We start from the raw sequence: 18597 nt of genomic DNA, 5'->3' as shown, positions 1-18597 counted from the left end.
CGTTGGCGCGCGCCACGGCCGCCGGCCACGTCTGCGTGCCGCTGGCGGCGCTTGGCGCCTCACCGGCCCCGCCGGCCGCGGCGGACGACCTGCCCAGCCTGCGTGCGGCATTGCTCGACAGCGGCGTGGTGGCAGAGGCGCAGGTAGCGCGCACGGGGGCGTCGGCGCACCCGCTGGTGCTCGACGCCGACGGCCGCCTCTACCTGCGCCGCCACTTCGACCAGGAGCGCGCGCTCGCTGCCGCACTGCGCGCCCGTGCCGCTGCGCCATCGGCGGCGGTGGTGGACCGTACGCTGCTCGACAGCCTCTTCCCGCCGCGCGCCGACGGCCGCCCCGACCAGCAGAAGCTGGCCGTGGCGCTTGCCCTTGGCAGCCGGCTCACCGTCGTGAGCGGCGGCCCCGGCACCGGCAAGACCACCACCGTCGCCGCCCTGCTGGCCTGCCTGCTCGACACCGACCCGGCGCTGCGCATCGCGCTCGCTGCGCCCACCGGCAAGGCCGCGGCGCGCATGCTCGAGGCCTTGCGCCGGCGCGCGGATGCGCTGCCGCCCCACCTGCGCGCCTTGCTGCCGGGCGAGGCCTACACGGTTCACCGCCTGCTCGGTGTCACCCCCGAGCCTGGCCGCTTCCGCCACCACGCTGGCAACCCGCTCGCACTCGACGTGCTGGTGGTGGACGAGGCCTCGATGCTCGACCTCGCCCTTGCCGCCCGCCTGGTAGACGCCCTGCCCGCGGGGGCGCGCCTGGTGCTGCTCGGCGACAAGGACCAGCTCGCCGCGGTGGAGGCGGGCGCGGTGTTTGCCGACCTGTCGGCACAGCAGGTGTTCGGGGCCGGCCTGCGCGCGCGTTGCGCAGCGCTTGGTTTGGCGCTGGCCGAAGAGGCTCCGGCGCCGGCTGCCCCGCTGCAGGATTGTGTGGTGTGGCTCACCGAGAGCCATCGCTTTCGCGCCGACTCGGGCATCGGCCGCCTCGCTGCCGACATTCGTGCCGGCCGCGGCGAGGGGGCGCTCGAATGGCTGCGTGCCGCCGCCGACGCCGATGCGCGCTGGATCGAGGATGAAGATGAGCCCCCGGCCGCGCAGACCGTGGCCGCGATCGAGGCCGGCTATGCCGCCTTTTTTGCCGCTGTCGGGGCGTTGGGCGTGAAGGGCGGCGCACCCGAAGCCGTGTTTGCCGCCTTCGACCGCTTCCGCGTGCTGGTCGCCGTGCATGCGGGCGGGCGCGGCCTGGCAGCGCTCAATGCGCACCTCGAACGCCGCCTGCGCGCAGCGCTCGGCCTGCCGCCCGAGGCCGGTGCCGCCTCGCCCTGGTATGCCGGCCGCCCGGTGATCGTGCTGCGCAACGACTACCTGCTCGGGCTCTACAACGGCGATGTCGGCCTGTGTCTGGCGGACGACAGCGGCGAGCTCGCAGTGCATTTCCCCCAGGCCGATGGCAGCTACCGCCGCGTCGCGCCCTTGCGCCTGCCCGAGCACGCGCTCGCCTTCGCGCTTACGGTGCACAAGAGCCAGGGCTCGGAGTTCGACGAGGTGCTGATGGTGCTGCCCGCGCAGTCGGTCCGCGTGCTCAGTCGCGAGCTGCTGTACACCGGCGTCACCCGCGCCGCGCGCCGGGTCACGCTGGCCGGGCCGGGCGCGGTGTTCATCGACGCCTGTGCGCGGCCGACGCAGCGCAGCTCGGGACTGCGCGCGCGGCTGGAGGGGCGCTGAAGGCGATTCAGCCCAGCAGCGCCACCGACTTGATCAGCGCATAGACCTGCTGCCCCGGCGCGAGGCCGAGCTGCGCGACCGACCACGGTGTGACTTCGGCAAGCAGCAGCTGGCCATCGGCCATGCGGCAGGAGACCAGTGCCCGACCCGGTGCATGGGTGTCGATGCGCTCGATGGTGACGCGCAGGTGGTTCTGGATGCTGATGCGGGTGGGGTCGTCGAGGGCCAGGCTGACGTCGCGTGCCAGGATGCGCAGGCGCTGCAATCTGCGCGGCGACGGCGCGGCCGTACCGGCCGCCGGCGGCTGGTCCGAGAAGGCTTCGTCCGCCTGTCCCTCGCCGGCTACCGCAGCGCTCGCCGACAACCACAGGCGCGCGTCCTCGGGGCCGAAGGCGCGCAGGCCGTGGGCGCCGGCTGCGCCGGGCAGACCTTCGAGCACCGATACCGCGCCCGCGTCGGCGAACAGCGGCGAGTCGGCGCGTGCGAGGGCCTGGCGCAGGGTTTCGATGCGCTCGATGCGGCCGGCGTGCATGAACACTACGCGGTCGGCGAGGCGCTCGACCTCGTCGGGGGCATGGCTGACCATCACGATCGGCATGCCGGCCTCGGCCGCCAGCCGCGACAGGAAGGGCATGATCTCGCGCTTGGTCGCCGTATCCAGGGCTGACAGCGGTTCGTCGAGCAGCATCAGGCGCGGGCTGGTGAGCAGCGCGCGTCCCAGCGACACGCGCTGGCGCTGGCCGCCCGAGAGCCTGTCGATGCTGCGATCGAGCAGCTCGCCGATCTCCAGCATGTCCACCACCTCCTGCAGGTGCAGGCGGCGTTCGGCGGGCGGGGTGCGCCGATAGCCGTAGAGCAGGTTGTCGCGCACGCCCAGGTGGGGGAGCAGGCTGTGCTCCTGGAACACCAGCCCGATGCGGCGGCGGTGCAGCGGCACGAAGTGGCGCCCGTACTGCCAGAGCGCGTCGCCAAAGCGCACTTCGGCGCCTGCGGCGCGGTCGAGTCCGGCGATCACGCGCAGCAAGCTGGTCTTGCCACAGCCGGAGCGCCCGAACAGTGCGGTGACGCCGGCAAGCGGCAGTGCGGCGTCGACATCGAGGGTGAGTCCGGTGCGCTGCAGCAGGGCGCGCACGGACAGCATGGCCGACGCCGGCTGCGTGCAGGGGGCTTCTGCAGGGGCGTTGGCGGGGGCAGCGGCGGGAGCAGGTGAGGTGGTGCTCATCTCAGCCCACCCTGGCGACGCGGAACCTGCGGTTGATGGCATACACCACGAACAGGGTCAGGAAGGAGAACACCAGCAAGCCGAGTGACAGCCGATGCGCGGCGTCGTAGTTGAGCGCTTCGGCGTGGTCGTAGATCAGCACCGACAATACCTTGGTCTCGCCCGGGATGCTGCCGCCCAGCATCAGGATCACGCCGAATTCGCCCAGCGTGTGGGCGAAGGTGAGTGTGAAGGCGACCACGAAACCGCCGCGGGTCAGTGGCAACACCACGGTCAGGAAGCGGTCCACCGCGTTCGCGCCCAGCGCGCTGGCCACCTCCACGGGGCGACGGCCCAGCTGGCTGAAGGCCTCGTGCAGGGGTTGCACGGCGAAGGGCATCGAGTACAGCACCGAGGCCAGCAGGATGCCCTCGAAGGAGAAAGCCAGGTGCGTCAGGCCGAGGTCTTCCAGCGTGCTGCCCACGAAACCGCGCGGGCCGAGCGCGACCAGCAGGTAGAAGCCGAGCACGGTGGGCGGCAGCACCAGCGGCAGCGCAACCACCGCCTGTACTGCGGTGCGCAGGTTGGAGCGCCCGGCCGCCAGCCACCAGGCGAGCGGCGTGGCGATGACGAGCAGGATGAGGGTGGTGTACAGGCAGAGCTTGAAGGTGACTTCGATTGCCTGCCAGTCCTGGGGGCCGAGTCCGAGCATGGGGCGGGAGGGAAAGGTTCAGCGTCCGGGCATCACGAAGCCGTAGCGTTCCATGATGGCGTGTGCAGCGTCGGTCTCCATGAAGTCGGCGAAGTCCGTCACCGCCGGCTTGCGCGCGCCGCGGGTGGTGACCACATAGCCCTGGGTGAGCGGTGCATGCAAGGCATCGTCGATCAGGTGGTGGCGGTGCTCGGCCAACGCGGGAAATCTTGCCAAAGATAAGGCGATGATGCCCACCTCGGCGGCGCCCGACTCCACCATCTGCGCGGTGTGCGCGATGTTCTCGCCGAACACCAGCTTGCCCTGCACCGCCTCCCACACGCCGGCTGCCTGCAGCGCTTCCTGGGCACGCTGCCCGTAGGGTGCATGGGCGGGCTGGGCGATGGCGATGCGGCGGATGCGGGGGTGGGTGGGCAGGTCGGCCAGGGTCAGCGCCGAGGCGTCCACGGTGTTGCTCCACAGCACGATGCGACCGAGCGCATAGACCGCTGGTTCGGTCGCGGTGAAACCCTGCGCGTGCAGGCGCTGGGGGAAGGCGATGTCGGCGGAGAAGAAGATGTCGAAGGGCGCGCCGTTGATGATCTGCGTGCTCATCTTGCCCGACGAGCCGTAGATCACTTCGACCTGATGCGCAGGATGGGCCTGGCGATAGAGTGCGATGATGTCGTCGAGCGCAAAGCGCAGGTCGGATGCCGCGGCAATGGTGAACTTTTCCGCCTGTGCCACGCCCGTGCTCGCCAGCATGACGAGCACGACCAACAGACTCCGGAGCCACTTCATGCTGCCGCCACCGCGGCGCGCGCCGCGTGCAGCTTGCGGTAGCTGTCGATCAGGCGCTGGTGGCGGTCGAGCCCTTCGAGCTTCATGCTCGTCGGCGTCAGGCCGTGGAAGCGCACGCTACCATCCACCGAGCCCAGCACCGCATCCATGCGTGCGTTGCCGAACATGCGGCGGAAATTGGCCACGTAGTCGTCCAGTTCCAGTTCGTCGTCCAGCACCACCTCCAGCACCACGTCGAGGGCGCGGTAGAACAGCACGCGATCGACCGTGTTCTCGTTGTACTGCAGCAAGGCCTCGACGCACTCCTTCGCCTCGTCGAACTGCTGCAGGGCGAGGTGGATCAGCAGTTTCAGCTCCACAATCGTCAGCTGCCCCCACACCGTGTTCTCGTCGAACTCGATGCCGATCAGCGTGATGATGTCGGTATAGTCGTCGAGTTCGCTCTCTTCCAGGCGTTCGAGCAAGGCTTCGAGCGCGTCGTCGTCGAGGCGGTGCAGGTTCAGGATGTCGGCGCGGAAGCGCAGCGCCTTGTTGGTGTTGTCCCAGATCAGGTCTTCCACCGGATAGACCTCGGAATAGCCCGGCACGAGGATGCGGCAGGCGATGGCGCCGAGCTGGTCGTGCACCGCCATGTACGCCTCCTTGCCCAGGTCCGCGAGGATACCGAACAGGGTCGCGGCCTCGTCGGCGTTGGAATTCTCCCCATGGCCTGAGAAGTCCCACTCGACGAAGTCGTGCTCGGCCCTGGCGCTGAAGAAGCGCCACGACACCACGCCACTGGAGTCGATGAAGTGCTCGACGAAGTTGTGCGGCTCGGTGACTGCAGCGGTTTCGAAGGTGGGCGGGGGCAGGTCGTTGAGGCCTTCGAAGCTGCGCCCCTGCAGCAGTTCGGTCAGACAGCGCTCGAGCGCTACCTCCAGGCTCGGGTGGGCGCCGAACGAGGCGAACACGCCACTCGTGCGCGGGTTCATCAGGGTCACGCACATCACCGGATAGACCCCGCCCAGCGATGCATCCTTCACCAGCACGGGAAAGCCCTGCCGCTCCAGCTCCTCGATGCCGGCCATGATCCCAGGGTACTTGGCCAATACTTCCGCCGGCACGTCGGGCAGCGCGATCTCGCGCTCGATGATCTCGCGCTTCACTGCGCGCTCGAAGATCTCCGACAGGCACTGCACCTGCGCCTCGGCAAGCGTGTTGCCGGCGCTCATGCCATTGCTGAGGAAGAGGTTGTCGGTGAGATTGGTGGGGAAATACACCACTTCGCCGTCGGACTGGCGGACATAGGGCAGGGCGCAGATGCCGCGCTCGATGTTGCCCGAGTTGGTGTCGTAAAGGTGCGAGGCGCGCAGTTCGCCTTCGGGGTCGTAGATCGCCCGGCAATAGTCGTCGAGCAGGCCGGCCGGCAGCGCGTCCCTGCGGCCGGGCTTGAACCAGCGCTCGTTCGGGTAATGCACGAAGGCCGCATTGGCGATGTCTTCGCCCCAGAACTGATCGTTGTAGAAGTGGTTGAAGTTGAGCCGCTCGATGTATTCGCCCAGCGCCGAGGCGAGCGCGCTTTCCTTGGTCGCGCCCTTGCCATTGGTGAAGCACATTGGCGAGTGCGCGTCGCGGATGTGCAGCGACCACACGTTGGGCACCAGATTGCGCCACGACGCGATCTCGATCCTGATGCCCAGGTCCGCCAGCACCTTCGACATGTTGGCGATGGTCTGCTCGAGCGGCAGGTCCTTGCCGAGGATGTAGGTGTGGGCGTCCGCATCCGGCTTCAGCGTCAGCAGGGCCTGGGCATCGGCGTCCAGGTTCGCCACCTCCTCGATCACGAACTCCGGCCCGGTCTGTACCACCCGCTTGACGGTGCAGCGCTCGATCGAGCGCAGGATGCCCTGGCGGTCGGCGGCGGAGATGTCCTCGGGCAGTTCGACGAGGATCTTGAAGATCTGCTTGTAGCGGTTTTCCGGATCGACGATGTTGTTCTGCGACAGGCGGATGTTGTCGGTGGGGATGTTGCGCGTCTCGCAGTACAGCTTCACGAAGTAGGCCGCACACAAGGCTGACGACGCCAGGAAGTAGTCGAAGGGGCCGGGCGCCGAGCCGTCGCCCTTGTAGCGGATCGGCTGGTCGGCGATGACCGTGAAGTCGTCGAACCTGGCCTCCAGGCGGAGCTTGTCGAGAAAGTTGACCTTGATTTCCATGGGGGAGCCCTGCAGCGGCGCGCAAAAACGAAATGGCCGTCATTATCGCGGGTTTCCCCGGGATAGGGACTGCGGGAGCGCGTCGGGACCGAGGTGGCCTGCTCGATGGGCTCTGCCGCCGCCCGGGTTGCGGCGCTGCGCTCGGGTGAATTGCCCAGCTCGATGGCGCGCGCCCCTTGCCCGGTGCGAAGATGGCGGTCCCTCCACACCAGGATCGCCACATGACCGACAAGTCGCCCATCCGTGCCCGCAACTTTCCGTCCGCCGAGGACGAGGCGCGTGCCGTCCAGCCGCATGGCCGCTACGACGGCCCCGGCAGCGCCTTCCGCATGGCCTTCACCGACACCGAGTTCCTGCTGCGCGACGAGCTGCGCCCGGTGCGCCTTCAGCTCGAACTGCTCAAGGCCGAGCTGATCCAGCAGGAGCAGGGCGTGGAGTCGAGCGTCGTGGTGTTCGGCAGCGCGCGCTTCAAGGCGCCGGACGTGGCGGCGAAGCTGCTGGAGGAAGCCCTGGCGGGCGGCGACGAGGCTGCGATCGGGCGCGCTCGGCAGATGGTGAAGAATGCGCGCTGGTACGAGGAGGCGCGCCGTTTCGGGGAGCTGGTCACGCGTGAGCCTGACGCGCTCGGCGAGCCGGTGATCGTCGCTACCGGCGGCGGGCCGGGGATCATGGAGGCGGGCAATCGCGGCGCCTTCGAGGCCGGCGGGCGCAGCATGGGGATGAGCATCTTCCTGCCCTTCGAGGAAGCGCCCAACCCCTACATCTCGCCCGAGCTGTGCTTCCAGTTCCACTACTTCGCCATCCGCAAGATGCACTTCCTGATGCGCGCGGTGGCGCTGGTGAGCTTTCCCGGCGGTTTCGGCACGCTGGACGAGCTCTTCGAGGTGCTGACGCTGACGCAGACGCGCAAGATCCGCCGCCGCCCGATCATCCTCATCGGCCGCGACTTCTGGCAGCGCCTGCTCGATTTCGACGTCCTGATCGAGCACGGTGTGATCAGCCCCGAGGACGTCGGCCTGTTCCACTACGCCGAGACCGCAGAGGAGGCCTGGGATGCGATCAAGGCGGCCTACAGCGGCGATAATCCCGGGCTGACGGCGCGCCAGGTGAAGGGCGGCTGATGTGCGTCTGGCGCGGCGCACGGCTGCTGCGCTCCGGAGGCTTCGTGGTATTTTGGTCGGCCGCCACGCGCTGAGCGGGAAGCAACCCCGAAACACTAGAAGGAGAACAATTGCATGAAGAACAAGATTTTCGGAAGCCTTGCGGCATTCGGGTTGTCGGCTGGCGTCCTGTTCGGCGCCCCCCAGGCCGCGGCATCGCCCGAGGCCTTTGCCGGCATGAAGCCGGCCACCATCAAGCTCGCGCACGTGGTGAACGAGCGTGACAGCTTCCATCTGTCGGCCGTGCGCTTCAAGGAGATCGTCGAGGAACGCAGCGGCGGCAAGCTCAGCGTCGAGCTGTTCCCGAATGCCGTGCTGGGCGATGAGCGCACCCTGCTCGAAGGCATGCAGATGGGCACGGTCGACATGGGCGTGATCACCAACGGCCCGGTCGCCAACTTCGTCGAACAGATGGCGGTGTTCGAACTGCCCTTCCTGTTCCCGACGCCCGAGGCCGCCTACAAGGTGCTCGATGGCGAGATCGGCCAGGAGCTGCTTGGCCGGCTCGAGCGCGTCAACCTCAAGGGCCTGGCATATGCCGAGCGTGGCTTCCGCAACCTCACCAACAGCCGCCGTGCGGTGCATGGCCCGGCCGACGTGCAGGGCATGAAGATCCGCGTGATGGAGAACCCGGTGTACATCGACACCTTCCGTGCGCTGGGTGCCAACGCCGTGCCGATGGCTTGGACCGAGGCGCTGACGGCGATGCAGCAGGGCACGATCGACGGCCAGGAGAACCCGGTCAATGTCATCCACTCGTTCAAGCTCTCCGAGACGCAGAAGCACATGTCGCTGACGCGCCATACCTACGCGCCGGCCATCTTCGTGATGGGCCTCGACCGCTTCAAGCGCCTGCCCGAGCCGGCCCAGGCGCTGGTCAAGAGTGCCGCCCAGGAAGCGGCCGAGCATGGCCGCCGCATGAACGCCGAGATGCAGGCTGCGCAACTGGCCGAGCTGCGCGCCGCGGGCATGCAGATCGATGAGTCGCCCGACGTCGCTGCCTTCCAGAAGGCGATCGAGTCGGTGTACGCGAAGTACGAGTCACGCTTCGGCGACTACCTGCCGCGTATCCGGGCTGCCCTGCAGTAAGCCGTGTTCGGCCATCTCAAACGCACCGAAAAGCTGATCGACGCGATCGTCCAGCGAGCCGCCTTCGTGGCGCTCGCCGGGATGATCGCGGTGATCACGCTGCAGATCGTCTCGCGCGTGTTCTTCAATGCGGTGAGCTGGTCCGAGGAGTTGGCGCGCTACCTGCTCGTGTGGACCAGTTTTCTCGGCGCGGCGATGGCCTGGCAGCGCGGGCGCCACATCGCCGTCGACTTCGTGGTCAATGCGCTACCGGGGCCGCTACGCCTGGCAGTGAAGGCGCTGGCCATCGTGGTGGCGATCGGCTTCTTCGCGCTGATCATCTTCTACGGGCTGCGCTTCATGCAGATGCAGAGCTTCCAGGTGTCAGCCTCGCTGCGCATCCCGATCCGCTATGTGTTCTCGATCATCCCAGTGTGCGCGCTGCTGATGCTGTACTACTCGCTGCTCGACCTGGCCGAGCTCTTTTCCGCGTCGGCCCGTCGCGAGGCCGAGGCCATCGAGGCGGGCACGCGCGCAGGTGAGGCGCCATGACGCTGGTGCTGTTCGGCCTGTTCTTCCTGTTCCTGCTCGCCGGTGTCCCGGTGGCGGTGACGATCGGCGCCAGCACGGCCGTGGCGCTGTTCGTCGACGATGTTCCCCTGATGCTGGCGGCGCAGCGCATGTTCGCCGGCATCGATTCCTTCGCGCTGATCGCCGTTCCCTTCTTCATCCTGGCCGGTGACCTGATGGCGCAGGGCAAGGTGAGCGAGAAGCTGGTGGCGCTCGCCGACGCCGTGCTCGGCTTCCTCAAGGGCGGGCTGTCGGTGGTGTCGGTGCTCGCGGGCATGTTCTTCGCCGCCATTTCCGGCTCGGGTGCGGCGACCACGGCGGCGGTGGCCTCGAGCATGGTGCCGGAGCTCAGGCGCAAGGGCTACGACGCCTCGTCCGCGGCGGCTCTGATCGCCGCCAGCGGCACCATCGGCGTGGTCATCCCGCCTTCGGTGCCGATGATCATCTACGCGGTCATCGCCGCGCAGTCGGTATCGGCGCTGTTCATCAGCGGCTTCCTGCCCGGCGTGGCGATGGGCGTGGGCCTGATGGCGATTGCGGTTCACCAGGCTTACCGGCGCAACTACCCCAAGGGTGCGCCGTTCTCGGCGGCGACCATCTGGCGCACCTTCAAGGGGGCGATCTGGGGCCTGCTGACGCCGGTGATCATCCTCGGCGGGATCTTCTCGGGGGCATTCACGCCGAGCGAGGCTGCGGTGGTGGCGGTCAACTACGCGCTGCTGGTGTCACTGTTCGTGTATCGAGACCTCGGTTTTCGCGACGTCTATCGCATCATGCTGCGCTCGGTGATCACGACCGGGGTCATCATGTTCGTGATCTCCACCTCCGCCATCCTGAGCTGGGCGATGGCCAACTGGCAGATCCCGGGGACGATCGCGCAGTGGGTGCTGTCGATCTCCGACAACGTTTATGTCGTGCTGCTGTTGATCATGCTGCTCATCCTGCTCACCGGGGTGTTCATCGAGACCGCCGCGGCGCTGATCATCCTCACTCCGGTGTTCCTGCCGCTGGTGACCCTGCTGGGCATCGATCTGGTGCATTTCGGCCTGATCATCGTCGTCGGCCTGGCGATCGGCATGGTGACCCCGCCGGTAGCGATCAACCTGTACGTGGCCTCGTCGGTGACCGAGCAGCCGCTCGAGCGTATCAGCCGCGCGGTGCTGCCCTACCTGGGCGCGCTGCTGGTGGTGTTTGCGCTGGTCGTCTACCTGCCGGTATTGCTCGGCTACTCTGGCGCGCGGTGAGCCTCGCGCGGCCCGGCCTTCCCGGAATCCTCTTCGTCCATGGCTTGTGGATGCATGGCTGGGTGTTCGGGTTGCAGCGGCGGCGAGTGGCATCCCTGGGGTGGTCGAGTCGCAGCTACTCCTACCCCTCTGTGCGCGCCGCGCTGGATGAGGTCGCCGACGGCCTTGCGGCTGCGATCGCGAGCGCGGGCGAGCGCCCGCTGCATGTGGTGGGGCATAGCCTGGGCGGCTGCGTCGTGCTGCACATGCTCGCCCGCCACCGTCCCGCTGCACTTGGGAGGGTGGTGGTGCTGGGCTCGCCGCTCTGCGGTTCCGCGTCGGCGCGGGTGATCCTCCGGGTACCGCTGCTTCGTCACGCGCTCGGGCGAGCACTGCCTGCCTGGCTGGAGCAGCCGCTGCCTTGCATCGAGCCTCATCGCGAGGTCGGCGTCATCGCCGGCGACCGCCCGATCGGGCTTGGTCGCCTGGTGCCGAGCATGGCGCAGCCCAACGACGGCATGGTGACAGTGGCCGAGACGCGCTGGCCGGGGGCGCGCGATCACATCGTTCTGCCCGTCACCCACATGCAGATGCTGTGGTCGTCCGCATGCCTGCGCCAGACGCTCCACTTTCTCGATCACGGGTTCTTCGAGCGCCCCGCCGCGGCACCCGGCGCGTCGTTCAGGTGAAGATCGGCATCTTCCGAACCGTGCGCGTGCCGGCGATCTGAGGTTCCTGCGGCAGTCGCGTCGACGGCAGGTACTTGCGGATGGCGGCATGCCACTGCTCATAGTTGCCCGGTTTCTGTTCGCGCAGGGTCTTGAGCGCGTAGAAGGTGAAGGCGCCGTTGGGGCGGCCGCCGAAGCTGGTGTCCCAACTGAACTCCTCGTCGCGGCAACCGGCCAGCAGCAGGTCGCCGCCGGCGCGGCGCATGCCGCCGACGAGGGTGAGCGCTGAAGCGCGTGGTGCTTGCGGCAGGTCGGCAGCCTTCATCCATACTTCGGGAGGCATGAAGCGCGGGCGCGGGCCGCCGGCGTCGAGCGCGCTGTCGTCGCCACGGTGCACCGAGCCAGAATGGCAGCTGTCGGCGATCAGGACGAGGCGTACGCCGGCAGCGCGGCGGTCGAAGAGCGCGCGCAGGTCGTCGTCGAGCAGCGGGCCGGCGGTGCCGATGTCGTAGGGGCAGAGGCCTTCGTCGCGGCCATCGGGTTCGTCGCCGTCTTCGTCCTCCACCCAGGTGCCGTGGCCGGAATAGGTCAGGACCACGGTGTCTCCACTGCGGGCAGCGGCGACGAGGGTCTCGATGGCACCGTGCATCGCAGCGCGTGTGGCCTGAGCGTCGAGCAGGGTGCTCACGGTGAAGCCGCGCGCCTGCAGCATGGCACCCCAGTCATGGGCGTCGTTGACGCAGCCGGAGAGGTCGCTGTCGGTGCCGGGATAGTCGTTGATGCCGATGCAGAGTGCGCGCCGTGCCATGAGCCTATCCTCCGGAAAGGCGGGGCGCGCTGCCGCAGGAGCGCGGTCAGGCCGCTTTGTTCCCCGGTTCCAGCATAGAGTGCGGGTGCCGCTTGTGCCAGTTGCTTTGGGTACAGGCGTGATGCGCTGCGACAGAGGTGCGGATTCGTGTGCGCCCGTCCTAGAATGAGCGTATCGGCGCCCCCGTACGCCATGCGAGCCCACACTCATGCCTTGCCGACGTCCGTCGATCCTGTTGCAGCGCAGCGCCCATGCGCCGGCTGCGTTCGCACACGGCCTGCGGTCGGAGCATGGCGCATGATGGCGCTCCGTGTCCGCGAGCTGGCGCTGATCGTGCTGGCGGCGCTGTTGTTGCTGTGCGGTGCCGCGCCGGTACGCGCGGAGGTGGAGGCTACGGCGGCTGGCATCGTCCTTGACGAGCCAGGCTCGGCTTACCTCGGGCGCGCCAGCTCAATGATGATCGAGATCGGTGGCGCGCTGGAAGCCGAGCGTGCGCTCGCCCTCCAGCGCGCCGGGCGTTTCAGCCCGGTGGGCGCGGACGTGCCCAAGTTCGGCATCGGCTCGCCCGCGGTCTGGCTGCACCTGCGGGTGGATAGCCGTTATAGCGAGGCGCAAGCGCGCCGCGTGCTTGTAGGTACTTCGTGGATCGACCGCATCGACTTGTTCGTGGTCCGCGACGGCCAGGTGGTCGGCCGCATGCAGGCCGGTGACGGTGGGCCGGGATTGCGCGCGGCCAAAGGCAACCTGGGTTTTGTCTTCGAGCACGTCTTCGAACCGGGCGTCACCGAATTGCTGGTCCGTGCCGAGACGCCCGACCCGCTCGTGTTGCCGCTGCGGGTGTTCGACGACGAGTGCTACCAGTTTGCGATGCGGGTGCACGACTTCACCTATGGGCTGCTGTACGGCTTCCTGCTCGCCCTGATCGCCTACAACGCCATGCTGTACGCCGGCCTGCGCGACCGCGCGCATCGTGACTACGTGCTCTACCTCGGCTGTTTCGTGCTACTGAGCATGGGTTACGCAGGGCACGGCTACAACTGGCTGTGGCCGGGGATGTACGGCGTGCAGCGCTACATCATCCTGGTGCTGATGGTGGTGCTGGGCTATCTCGGCCTGCGTTTCGCGTCCAGCTCCCTGGGCCTGGCCGTGGCCGCGCCCCGTGCGCATCGGCTGGCCCATGGCTTCGGCGTGGCGGGCATGGTGGCGATCGGCGCCTGTGTGGTGCTCGACCAGCAGGCGGCAGCGGCCGTCGTTGCCTTCGTCTTCGTGCTGCTGTTCTCGGTGGCCATGGTGTGGCTGGGTTTCTCGCGCCTCGATGGCGATCGCATTGCCGCAGGCTACTTCCTGGCGGGCTCGCTGGCGGCGATGGCAGGGGCGGCGACCACCTCGCTTGCGGTGTGGAACGGGCTGCCGTACTCGAACTGGACCTTCCATGCCGCGGAGGTGGGCATCGCCATCGATGGTGCGATCCTGTCGCTTGCACTCGCCTACCGGGTGCGTCGCATCCGCCGCGAGCGCCTGCAGGCAGAGCAGCTTTCGAGCCTCGATCCGCTCACCGGACTGCGCAACCGCCGCGCCTTCGCAGTGCTGGGCGAGAGCGCATGGAGTACGGCAGTCCGCCGCCAACGACCACTGTCGGCGGTGGTGCTCGACCTCGATCACTTCAAGTTGATCAATGACGTGCGCGGTCATGCGGCGGGTGATGCTGCGCTCAAGGCCGTGGCCGGCGTGATCGAACGCAACTGCCGGGCGGCCGACGTCGCCGCGCGTTGGGGCGGGGAGGAGTTCGTGGTGCTTCTGCCCGAGACCACGGCGGCCCAGGCGGGGGTACTGGCCGAGCGCCTGCTGCACGACATCCGCGGCCTGGATCTGACGCTCGATGGCGGCGCGCTGAGCTTGAGCGCGAGCATCGGCGTGGCCGAGCGCACGACTCAGCCCGATCTCGAAGCCCTTGTCCGCGAAGCGGATCAGGCCATGTACGCCGCCAAGCAGGGGGGGCGGGACAGGGTGGTGCTGGCGCTACCGGCCTGAAGCGGGAGGCTGCACAGCGGCTATCGCATGCGGGATGGACTGAATACAATTACAGCCATGTACGCCCCCCCGTCTCCCGAATCACCCGTTTCCGCCACGTCTTCGCCGCTGGACGCGCTCAACCCGGCGCAGCGCGAGGCGGTCTGCCATGCCGGTGCCAGCGGGCCGGCCGCTCCGCTGCTGGTGATTGCTGGCGCCGGTTCGGGCAAGACCAATACCCTGGCCCACCGTGTGGCGCACCTGATCGAGAACGGTGCCGATCCCGCACGCATCCTGTTGCTCACCTTTTCGCGCCGCGCCGCGGACGAGATGGGGCGGCGGGTGCGGCGCATCCTGGCCCAGGCCTCTGCCGGCCGGCCCGGCCTGGCGCAGGCCGAGCTGCGCTGGTCCGGTACCTTCCACGCCATTGGCGCACGCCTGCTGCGCGACTACGCCGGCCGCATCGGGCTCGACCCAGGCTTCACGATCCACGACCGCGAGGACTCGGCGGACCTGATGAACCTGGTGCGCCACGAGGCGGGGCTGTCGACCACCCGGCAGCGCTTTCCGCAGAAGGGCACCTGCCTGGCGATCTATTCGGCGGTGGTCAATACCCGCGCGCCGCTGGCCGAGGTGCTGCAGGCGAGCTTCCCATGGTGTGCGGAGTGGGAGGACGAGCTCAAACGCCTGTTCCGGGCCTACGTCGAGGCCAAGCAGGCGCAACAGGTGCTCGATTACGACGATCTGCTGCTGTACTGGGCGCAGATGGTGGCCGAGCCGGCGCTCGGGGCCGAGATCGGCGGCCTGTTCGACCATGTGCTGGTCGACGAGTATCAGGACACCAACCACCTGCAGGCGGCGATTCTGATGGCGATGAAGCCCGATGGGCGTGGCCTGACCGTGGTCGGCGACGACGCGCAGTCCATCTACGCCTTCCGTGGCGCGACGGTGCGCAACATCCTCGACTTTCCGGCCGCCTTCGATCCGCCAGCGCACGTGGTGACGCTGGAGCAGAACTACCGTTCCACCAGGCCAATCCTGGAGGCGGCCAACGCGGTGATCGCGCTCGCCGCCGAGCGCTTCACCAAGAACCTGTGGTCGGAGCGCCAGTCCGCCCAGCGCCCACGCATCGTGGCAGTCAAGGACGAGGCCGACCAGGCGACCTTCGTCGTCGATGGCGTGCTGGCGCGGCGCGAGGAGGGGCTCAAGCTCAAGCAGCAGGCGGTGCTGTTCCGCGCTTCGGCGCACAGCGCGCGGCTGGAGATGGAGCTCACCCGGCGCAACGTGCCCTTCGTGAAGTTCGGTGGGCTCAAGTTCCTCGAGGCCGCCCACATCAAGGACGTGCTTGCCGTGCTGCGCTGGGCCGAGAATCCGCGCGACCGCGTTTCGGGTTTTCGCGCCATCCAGCTGCTTGCCGGCGTCGGGCCCAAGACCGCGGGCCGCGTGCTCGACAATGTGTGTGCCGCTCCCGAGGGCTGCGCGCTGCTTGCCGAGCAGCCCGTGCCGGAGGCCGCGCGCGCCGGCTGGCTGGAATTTGCCGCGCTGATCGATTGCCTCGCAGGCAGAATGCCGCCCTCCGAATCTGCCGCCGCCGCTGTGGGAGCGGCGCGAGCCGCGAGCCTTTCGGCAACGCCGCCAGACCACACCGCCTTCGACCCCTCGCGGCTTGCGCCGCTCCTACGGGGGCGACCCGAGGGGGGGGGTGTAGGCGCGGCGCAAGCCGTGAGCCTTGCCGCCGGTCCGCAGTGGCCGGCGGATTTCGAGCTCGCCTGCCGCTGGTACGAGGCGCAGATGCCACGCCTGTACGACGACTTCGCGGTGCGCGTGCTCGACATCCAGCAGCTCGCCCGCATCGCTGCCACCAGCCCGAGCCGACAGCGTTTCCTCACCGAGCTCACGCTCGACCCGCCCAGCGCCACCAGCGGCGAAGCCGGCATGCCGCTGCTCGACGAGGACTACCTGATCCTGTCGACCATGCATTCGGCCAAGGGCCAGGAGTGGAACGCGGTGAGCGTGCTCAACGTGGTCGACGGCTGTATCCCGTCCGATGTTGCCACCCGCAACAGCGCCGAGGTCGAGGAGGAGCGCCGCCTGCTCTACGTGGCGATGACGCGTGCCCGGGACAGCCTGGACCTGATCGTGCCGCAGCGTTTCTACGTCACCCAGCAGGCCGGCATGGGCGATCGCCATGTGTATGCCGGGCGCAGCCGTTTCATTCCCAACCGCCTGCTCGGGCACTTCGAGCAGCTGAGCTGGCCGCCCCCTCAGCCGCAGTTGCAGGGCTCGCCCGCCTCGCGCCAGGCGGCGGTCGACCTCGCGGCGAAGATGCGCGACATGTGGCGCTGAGCTGCGCGCAGAGGCGGGTCCCGGCCTGGCCTGGGGCGACGATGCTGCGCCGCCGCGTTGCGGTTGCGGCCGCGACACGGCATGCTCGATGTCCGTTTCATGCCCACGCCATCGTGCTTGCCGAGGAGAAGGAAAGATGACCAGCGCCCGCCACCCCATGGCCGCCTCTTTGCGTGCGTCCGATACCGGCAAGGTGGTGTCGGCGCGCGATGCGGTACGCCTGATCCGCAGCGGCGACACCGTGGCCACCGGGGGCTTCGTCGGCATTGGCTTCCCTGAGAGCATCGCGGTTGCGCTCGAGCGCCGCTTCCTCGACAGCGCTGCGGGGGACGCTGTCGCGCCGCGTGACCTGACCCTGGTCTACGCTGCCGGCCAGGGTGATGGCAAGGAGCGCGGACTCAACCACCTCGGTCATGACGGCCTGGTGGCGCGCGTGATCGGCGGCCATTGGGGGCTGGTGCCCAAGCTGCAGGCGCTTGCAGTGGGCAACCGCATCGAGGCCTGGAACCTGCCGCAGGGGGTGATCTCGCATCTGTTCCGGGACATCGCTGCGGGCAAGCCGGGCACGCTCACCCGTGTCGGCCTGGGGACCTTCGTCGATCCGCGCTTCGGTGGCGGCAGGCTCAATGCGCGCACCACGGCTGAGCTCGTGCGGCTGATGGAGATCGACGGCGAGGAATACCTGTTCTACAAGGCCTTTCCGATCCACGTCGGCATCATCCGCGGCACCACCGCCGACCCCGACGGCAACCTGACGATGGAGAAGGAGGCGCTGACCCTGGAAGCGCGCGCCATCGCGATGGCGGCGCGCAATTCGGGCGGCATCGTCATCGCCCAGGTCGAGCGCATCGCCGAGCGCGGGTCGCTCAACCCGCGCCATGTGCAGGTGCCTGGGGTGCTGGTGGACTGCGTGGTGCTCGCCGAGCGGCCCGAGCACCACATGCAGACCTACAGCGAGCAGTACAACCCCGCCTTCTCCGGCGAGATCCGTGTGCCGATGTCGGCGATTGCGGCGATGGGCATGAGCGAGCGCAAGGTCATTGCTCGCCGCGCGGCGATGGAGATGCGGCCTGACGCCGTGGTGAACCTGGGCATCGGCATGCCCGAGGGGGTGGCTAACGTGGCCGCAGAGGAGAAGATCATCGACCTCCTCACCCTCACTGCAGAGCCCGGTGTGATCGGCGGCATTCCGGCCGGCGGGCTGTCTTTCGGCGCTGCCGTGAACACCCAGGCCATCATCGACCAGCCCAGCCAGTTCGATTTCTACGACGGTGGCGGCCTGGACATCGCCTTTCTCGGCCTGGCCCAGGCCGATCGCGAGGGCAACCTCAACGTTTCGCGCTTCGGGCCGCGCCTGGCCGGGGCGGGCGGCTTCATCAACATCTCGCAGAACGCCAAGAAGGTGGTCTTCGTCGGTACCTTCACCGCCGGCGAGCTGAAGGCGGTGGTCGACAAGGGGCGCTTGCGCATCCAGCAGGAGGGCGCCGCGCGCAAGTTCGTCGATGCAGTCGAGCATCGCACCTTCAGTGGGGTGCAGGCGGTGCGTTGGCAGCAGGAGGTGCTCTACGTCACCGAGCGCTGTGTGTTCCGCCTGTGCGCGGAGGGGCTTGAGTTGATCGAGATCGCACCCGGTGTCGATCTCGAGACCGACATCCTCGCCCAGATGGACTTCGTTCCGGTGATGCATCAGGCGCCGCGGCTGATGGATGCGCGCATCTTCCGTGACGAGCCGATGGGGCTGCGCCGCGACCTGCTCGAGCTCCCGCTCGAGCAGCGCCTGTCCTACGATGCCCAGGAGGGGCTGTTCTTCGTCAACTTCGAGGGCCTCGCGGTGCGCACGGAGGCCGATATCGCACGCATCGAGCAGGCGGTTGATGCTGCGCTCGCCAGCGTGGGCCATCGCGTCGATGCGATCGTCAACTACGACCGCTTTTCGATCGTGCCCGAGCTGGTCGACGACTACATCGAGATGGTCAAGCGCCTGGTCAAGCGCCACTACCGCGCGGTGACGCGCTACACGGCGAACAGCTTCATGCGCATGAAGCTTGGTCAGGCACTGGAGAAGCACGAGGTCGTACCGCACATATACGGCAGCGCCGAGGAGGCCCAGGGGCGCGTGCGCCCGCTGGCCTGACGGTCGGGTGTAG

14 protein-coding genes are annotated in these 18597 nt (G+C 68.4%); 9 read left to right on the top strand and 5 right to left on the bottom strand.

Annotation, left to right across the window (positions count from 1 at the left end; translation table 11 throughout):
- Window positions 1–1709: exodeoxyribonuclease V subunit alpha (gene recD, locus C662_RS15705; protein ID WP_037984827.1), on the top strand; the 1709-nt coding region annotated here is incomplete at its 5' end.
- 7 nt (window positions 1710–1716) lie between these two features.
- Here the strand turns inward: recD and modC are convergent.
- From modC to C662_RS15685, 4 genes are read right to left on the bottom strand one after another with little or no spacing between them, the layout of a single operon-like run.
- Complete coding sequence (gene modC / locus C662_RS15700) at window positions 1717–2931, bottom strand: molybdenum ABC transporter ATP-binding protein (protein WP_232433294.1); 1215 nt, start codon at window positions 2929–2931, stop codon at window positions 1717–1719.
- A 1-nt stretch (window position 2932) separates the two neighbouring features.
- On the bottom strand, window positions 2933–3622 hold the full coding sequence (modB, locus tag C662_RS15695) for a molybdate ABC transporter permease subunit (protein ID WP_002931227.1): 690 nt from the start codon (window positions 3620–3622) through the stop codon (window positions 2933–2935).
- Between the two features lie 18 nt (window positions 3623–3640).
- Window positions 3641–4402, bottom strand: a complete 762-nt coding sequence (modA, locus tag C662_RS15690; protein ID WP_002931226.1) for a molybdate ABC transporter substrate-binding protein — start codon at window positions 4400–4402, stop codon at window positions 3641–3643.
- The gene (locus tag C662_RS15685) at window positions 4399–6597 is read right to left on the bottom strand and encodes an OsmC domain/YcaO domain-containing protein (protein ID WP_002931225.1); all 2199 of its coding nucleotides are present in this window, start codon (window positions 6595–6597) and stop codon (window positions 4399–4401) included. Before C662_RS15685 ends, modA begins: the two co-directional genes overlap by 4 nt.
- A 221-nt stretch (window positions 6598–6818) precedes the next feature.
- Here C662_RS15685 and C662_RS15680 point away from each other — a divergent pair, with 221 nt between their 5' ends.
- The 5 genes from C662_RS15680 to C662_RS15660 all read left to right on the top strand — a co-directional run bounded on the left by C662_RS15680 (window position 6819) and on the right by C662_RS15660 (window position 11307).
- Window positions 6819–7718, top strand: a complete 900-nt coding sequence (locus tag C662_RS15680; RefSeq protein WP_002931224.1) for an LOG family protein — start codon at window positions 6819–6821, stop codon at window positions 7716–7718.
- 114 nt (window positions 7719–7832) lie between these two features.
- Window positions 7833–8846: a TRAP transporter substrate-binding protein gene (locus tag C662_RS15675; protein WP_002931223.1), complete on the top strand. Its 1014-nt coding sequence runs from the start codon at window positions 7833–7835 to the stop codon at window positions 8844–8846.
- 3 nt (window positions 8847–8849) lie between these two features.
- Window positions 8850–9377: a TRAP transporter small permease gene (locus tag C662_RS15670; RefSeq protein WP_002931222.1), complete on the top strand. Its 528-nt coding sequence runs from the start codon at window positions 8850–8852 to the stop codon at window positions 9375–9377.
- Window positions 9374–10639 (top strand): TRAP transporter large permease, encoded by a 1266-nt coding sequence (locus tag C662_RS15665; RefSeq protein WP_002931221.1) that lies wholly within the window; start codon window positions 9374–9376, stop codon window positions 10637–10639. Before C662_RS15670 ends, C662_RS15665 begins: the two co-directional genes overlap by 4 nt.
- A gap of 86 nt (window positions 10640–10725) precedes the next feature.
- A complete protein-coding gene (locus tag C662_RS15660; protein ID WP_198291908.1) occupies window positions 10726–11307 on the top strand; it encodes an alpha/beta fold hydrolase in 582 nt (193 codons plus the stop codon).
- On the opposite strand, the gene C662_RS15655 is transcribed toward C662_RS15660, so the two are convergent.
- Complete coding sequence (locus C662_RS15655; RefSeq protein WP_002931219.1) at window positions 11300–12094, bottom strand: caspase family protein; 795 nt, start codon at window positions 12092–12094, stop codon at window positions 11300–11302. The two genes, C662_RS15660 and C662_RS15655, sit on opposite strands and share 8 nt — an antisense overlap.
- 297 nt (window positions 12095–12391) lie before the next feature.
- Here C662_RS15655 and C662_RS15650 point away from each other — a divergent pair, with 297 nt between their 5' ends.
- The 3 genes from C662_RS15650 (at window position 12392) to C662_RS15640 (ending at window position 18584) form a co-directional block, all read left to right on the top strand.
- The gene (locus C662_RS15650) at window positions 12392–14125 is read left to right on the top strand and encodes a diguanylate cyclase (RefSeq protein ID WP_002931218.1); all 1734 of its coding nucleotides are present in this window, start codon (window positions 12392–12394) and stop codon (window positions 14123–14125) included.
- A 57-nt stretch (window positions 14126–14182) separates the two neighbouring features.
- Window positions 14183–16450: an ATP-dependent helicase gene (locus C662_RS15645; protein ID WP_002931216.1), complete on the top strand. Its 2268-nt coding sequence runs from the start codon at window positions 14183–14185 to the stop codon at window positions 16448–16450.
- Between the two features lie 136 nt (window positions 16451–16586).
- Window positions 16587–18584 carry an acyl CoA:acetate/3-ketoacid CoA transferase gene (locus C662_RS15640; protein WP_002931212.1) on the top strand — a complete coding sequence of 666 codons (1998 nt, stop codon included), beginning with the start codon at window positions 16587–16589 and terminating at the stop codon, window positions 18582–18584.
- The last annotated feature ends 13 nt before the right edge of the window (window positions 18585–18597 follow it).

It is taken from the genome of Thauera sp. 28, from assembly GCF_000310145.2.
Taxonomy (GTDB): Bacteria; Pseudomonadota; Gammaproteobacteria; order Burkholderiales; family Rhodocyclaceae; genus Thauera; species Thauera mechernichensis.
The sequence above is the reverse complement of the archived record's forward strand: the minus strand, read 5'-3'. Positions and strand labels throughout refer to the sequence as shown.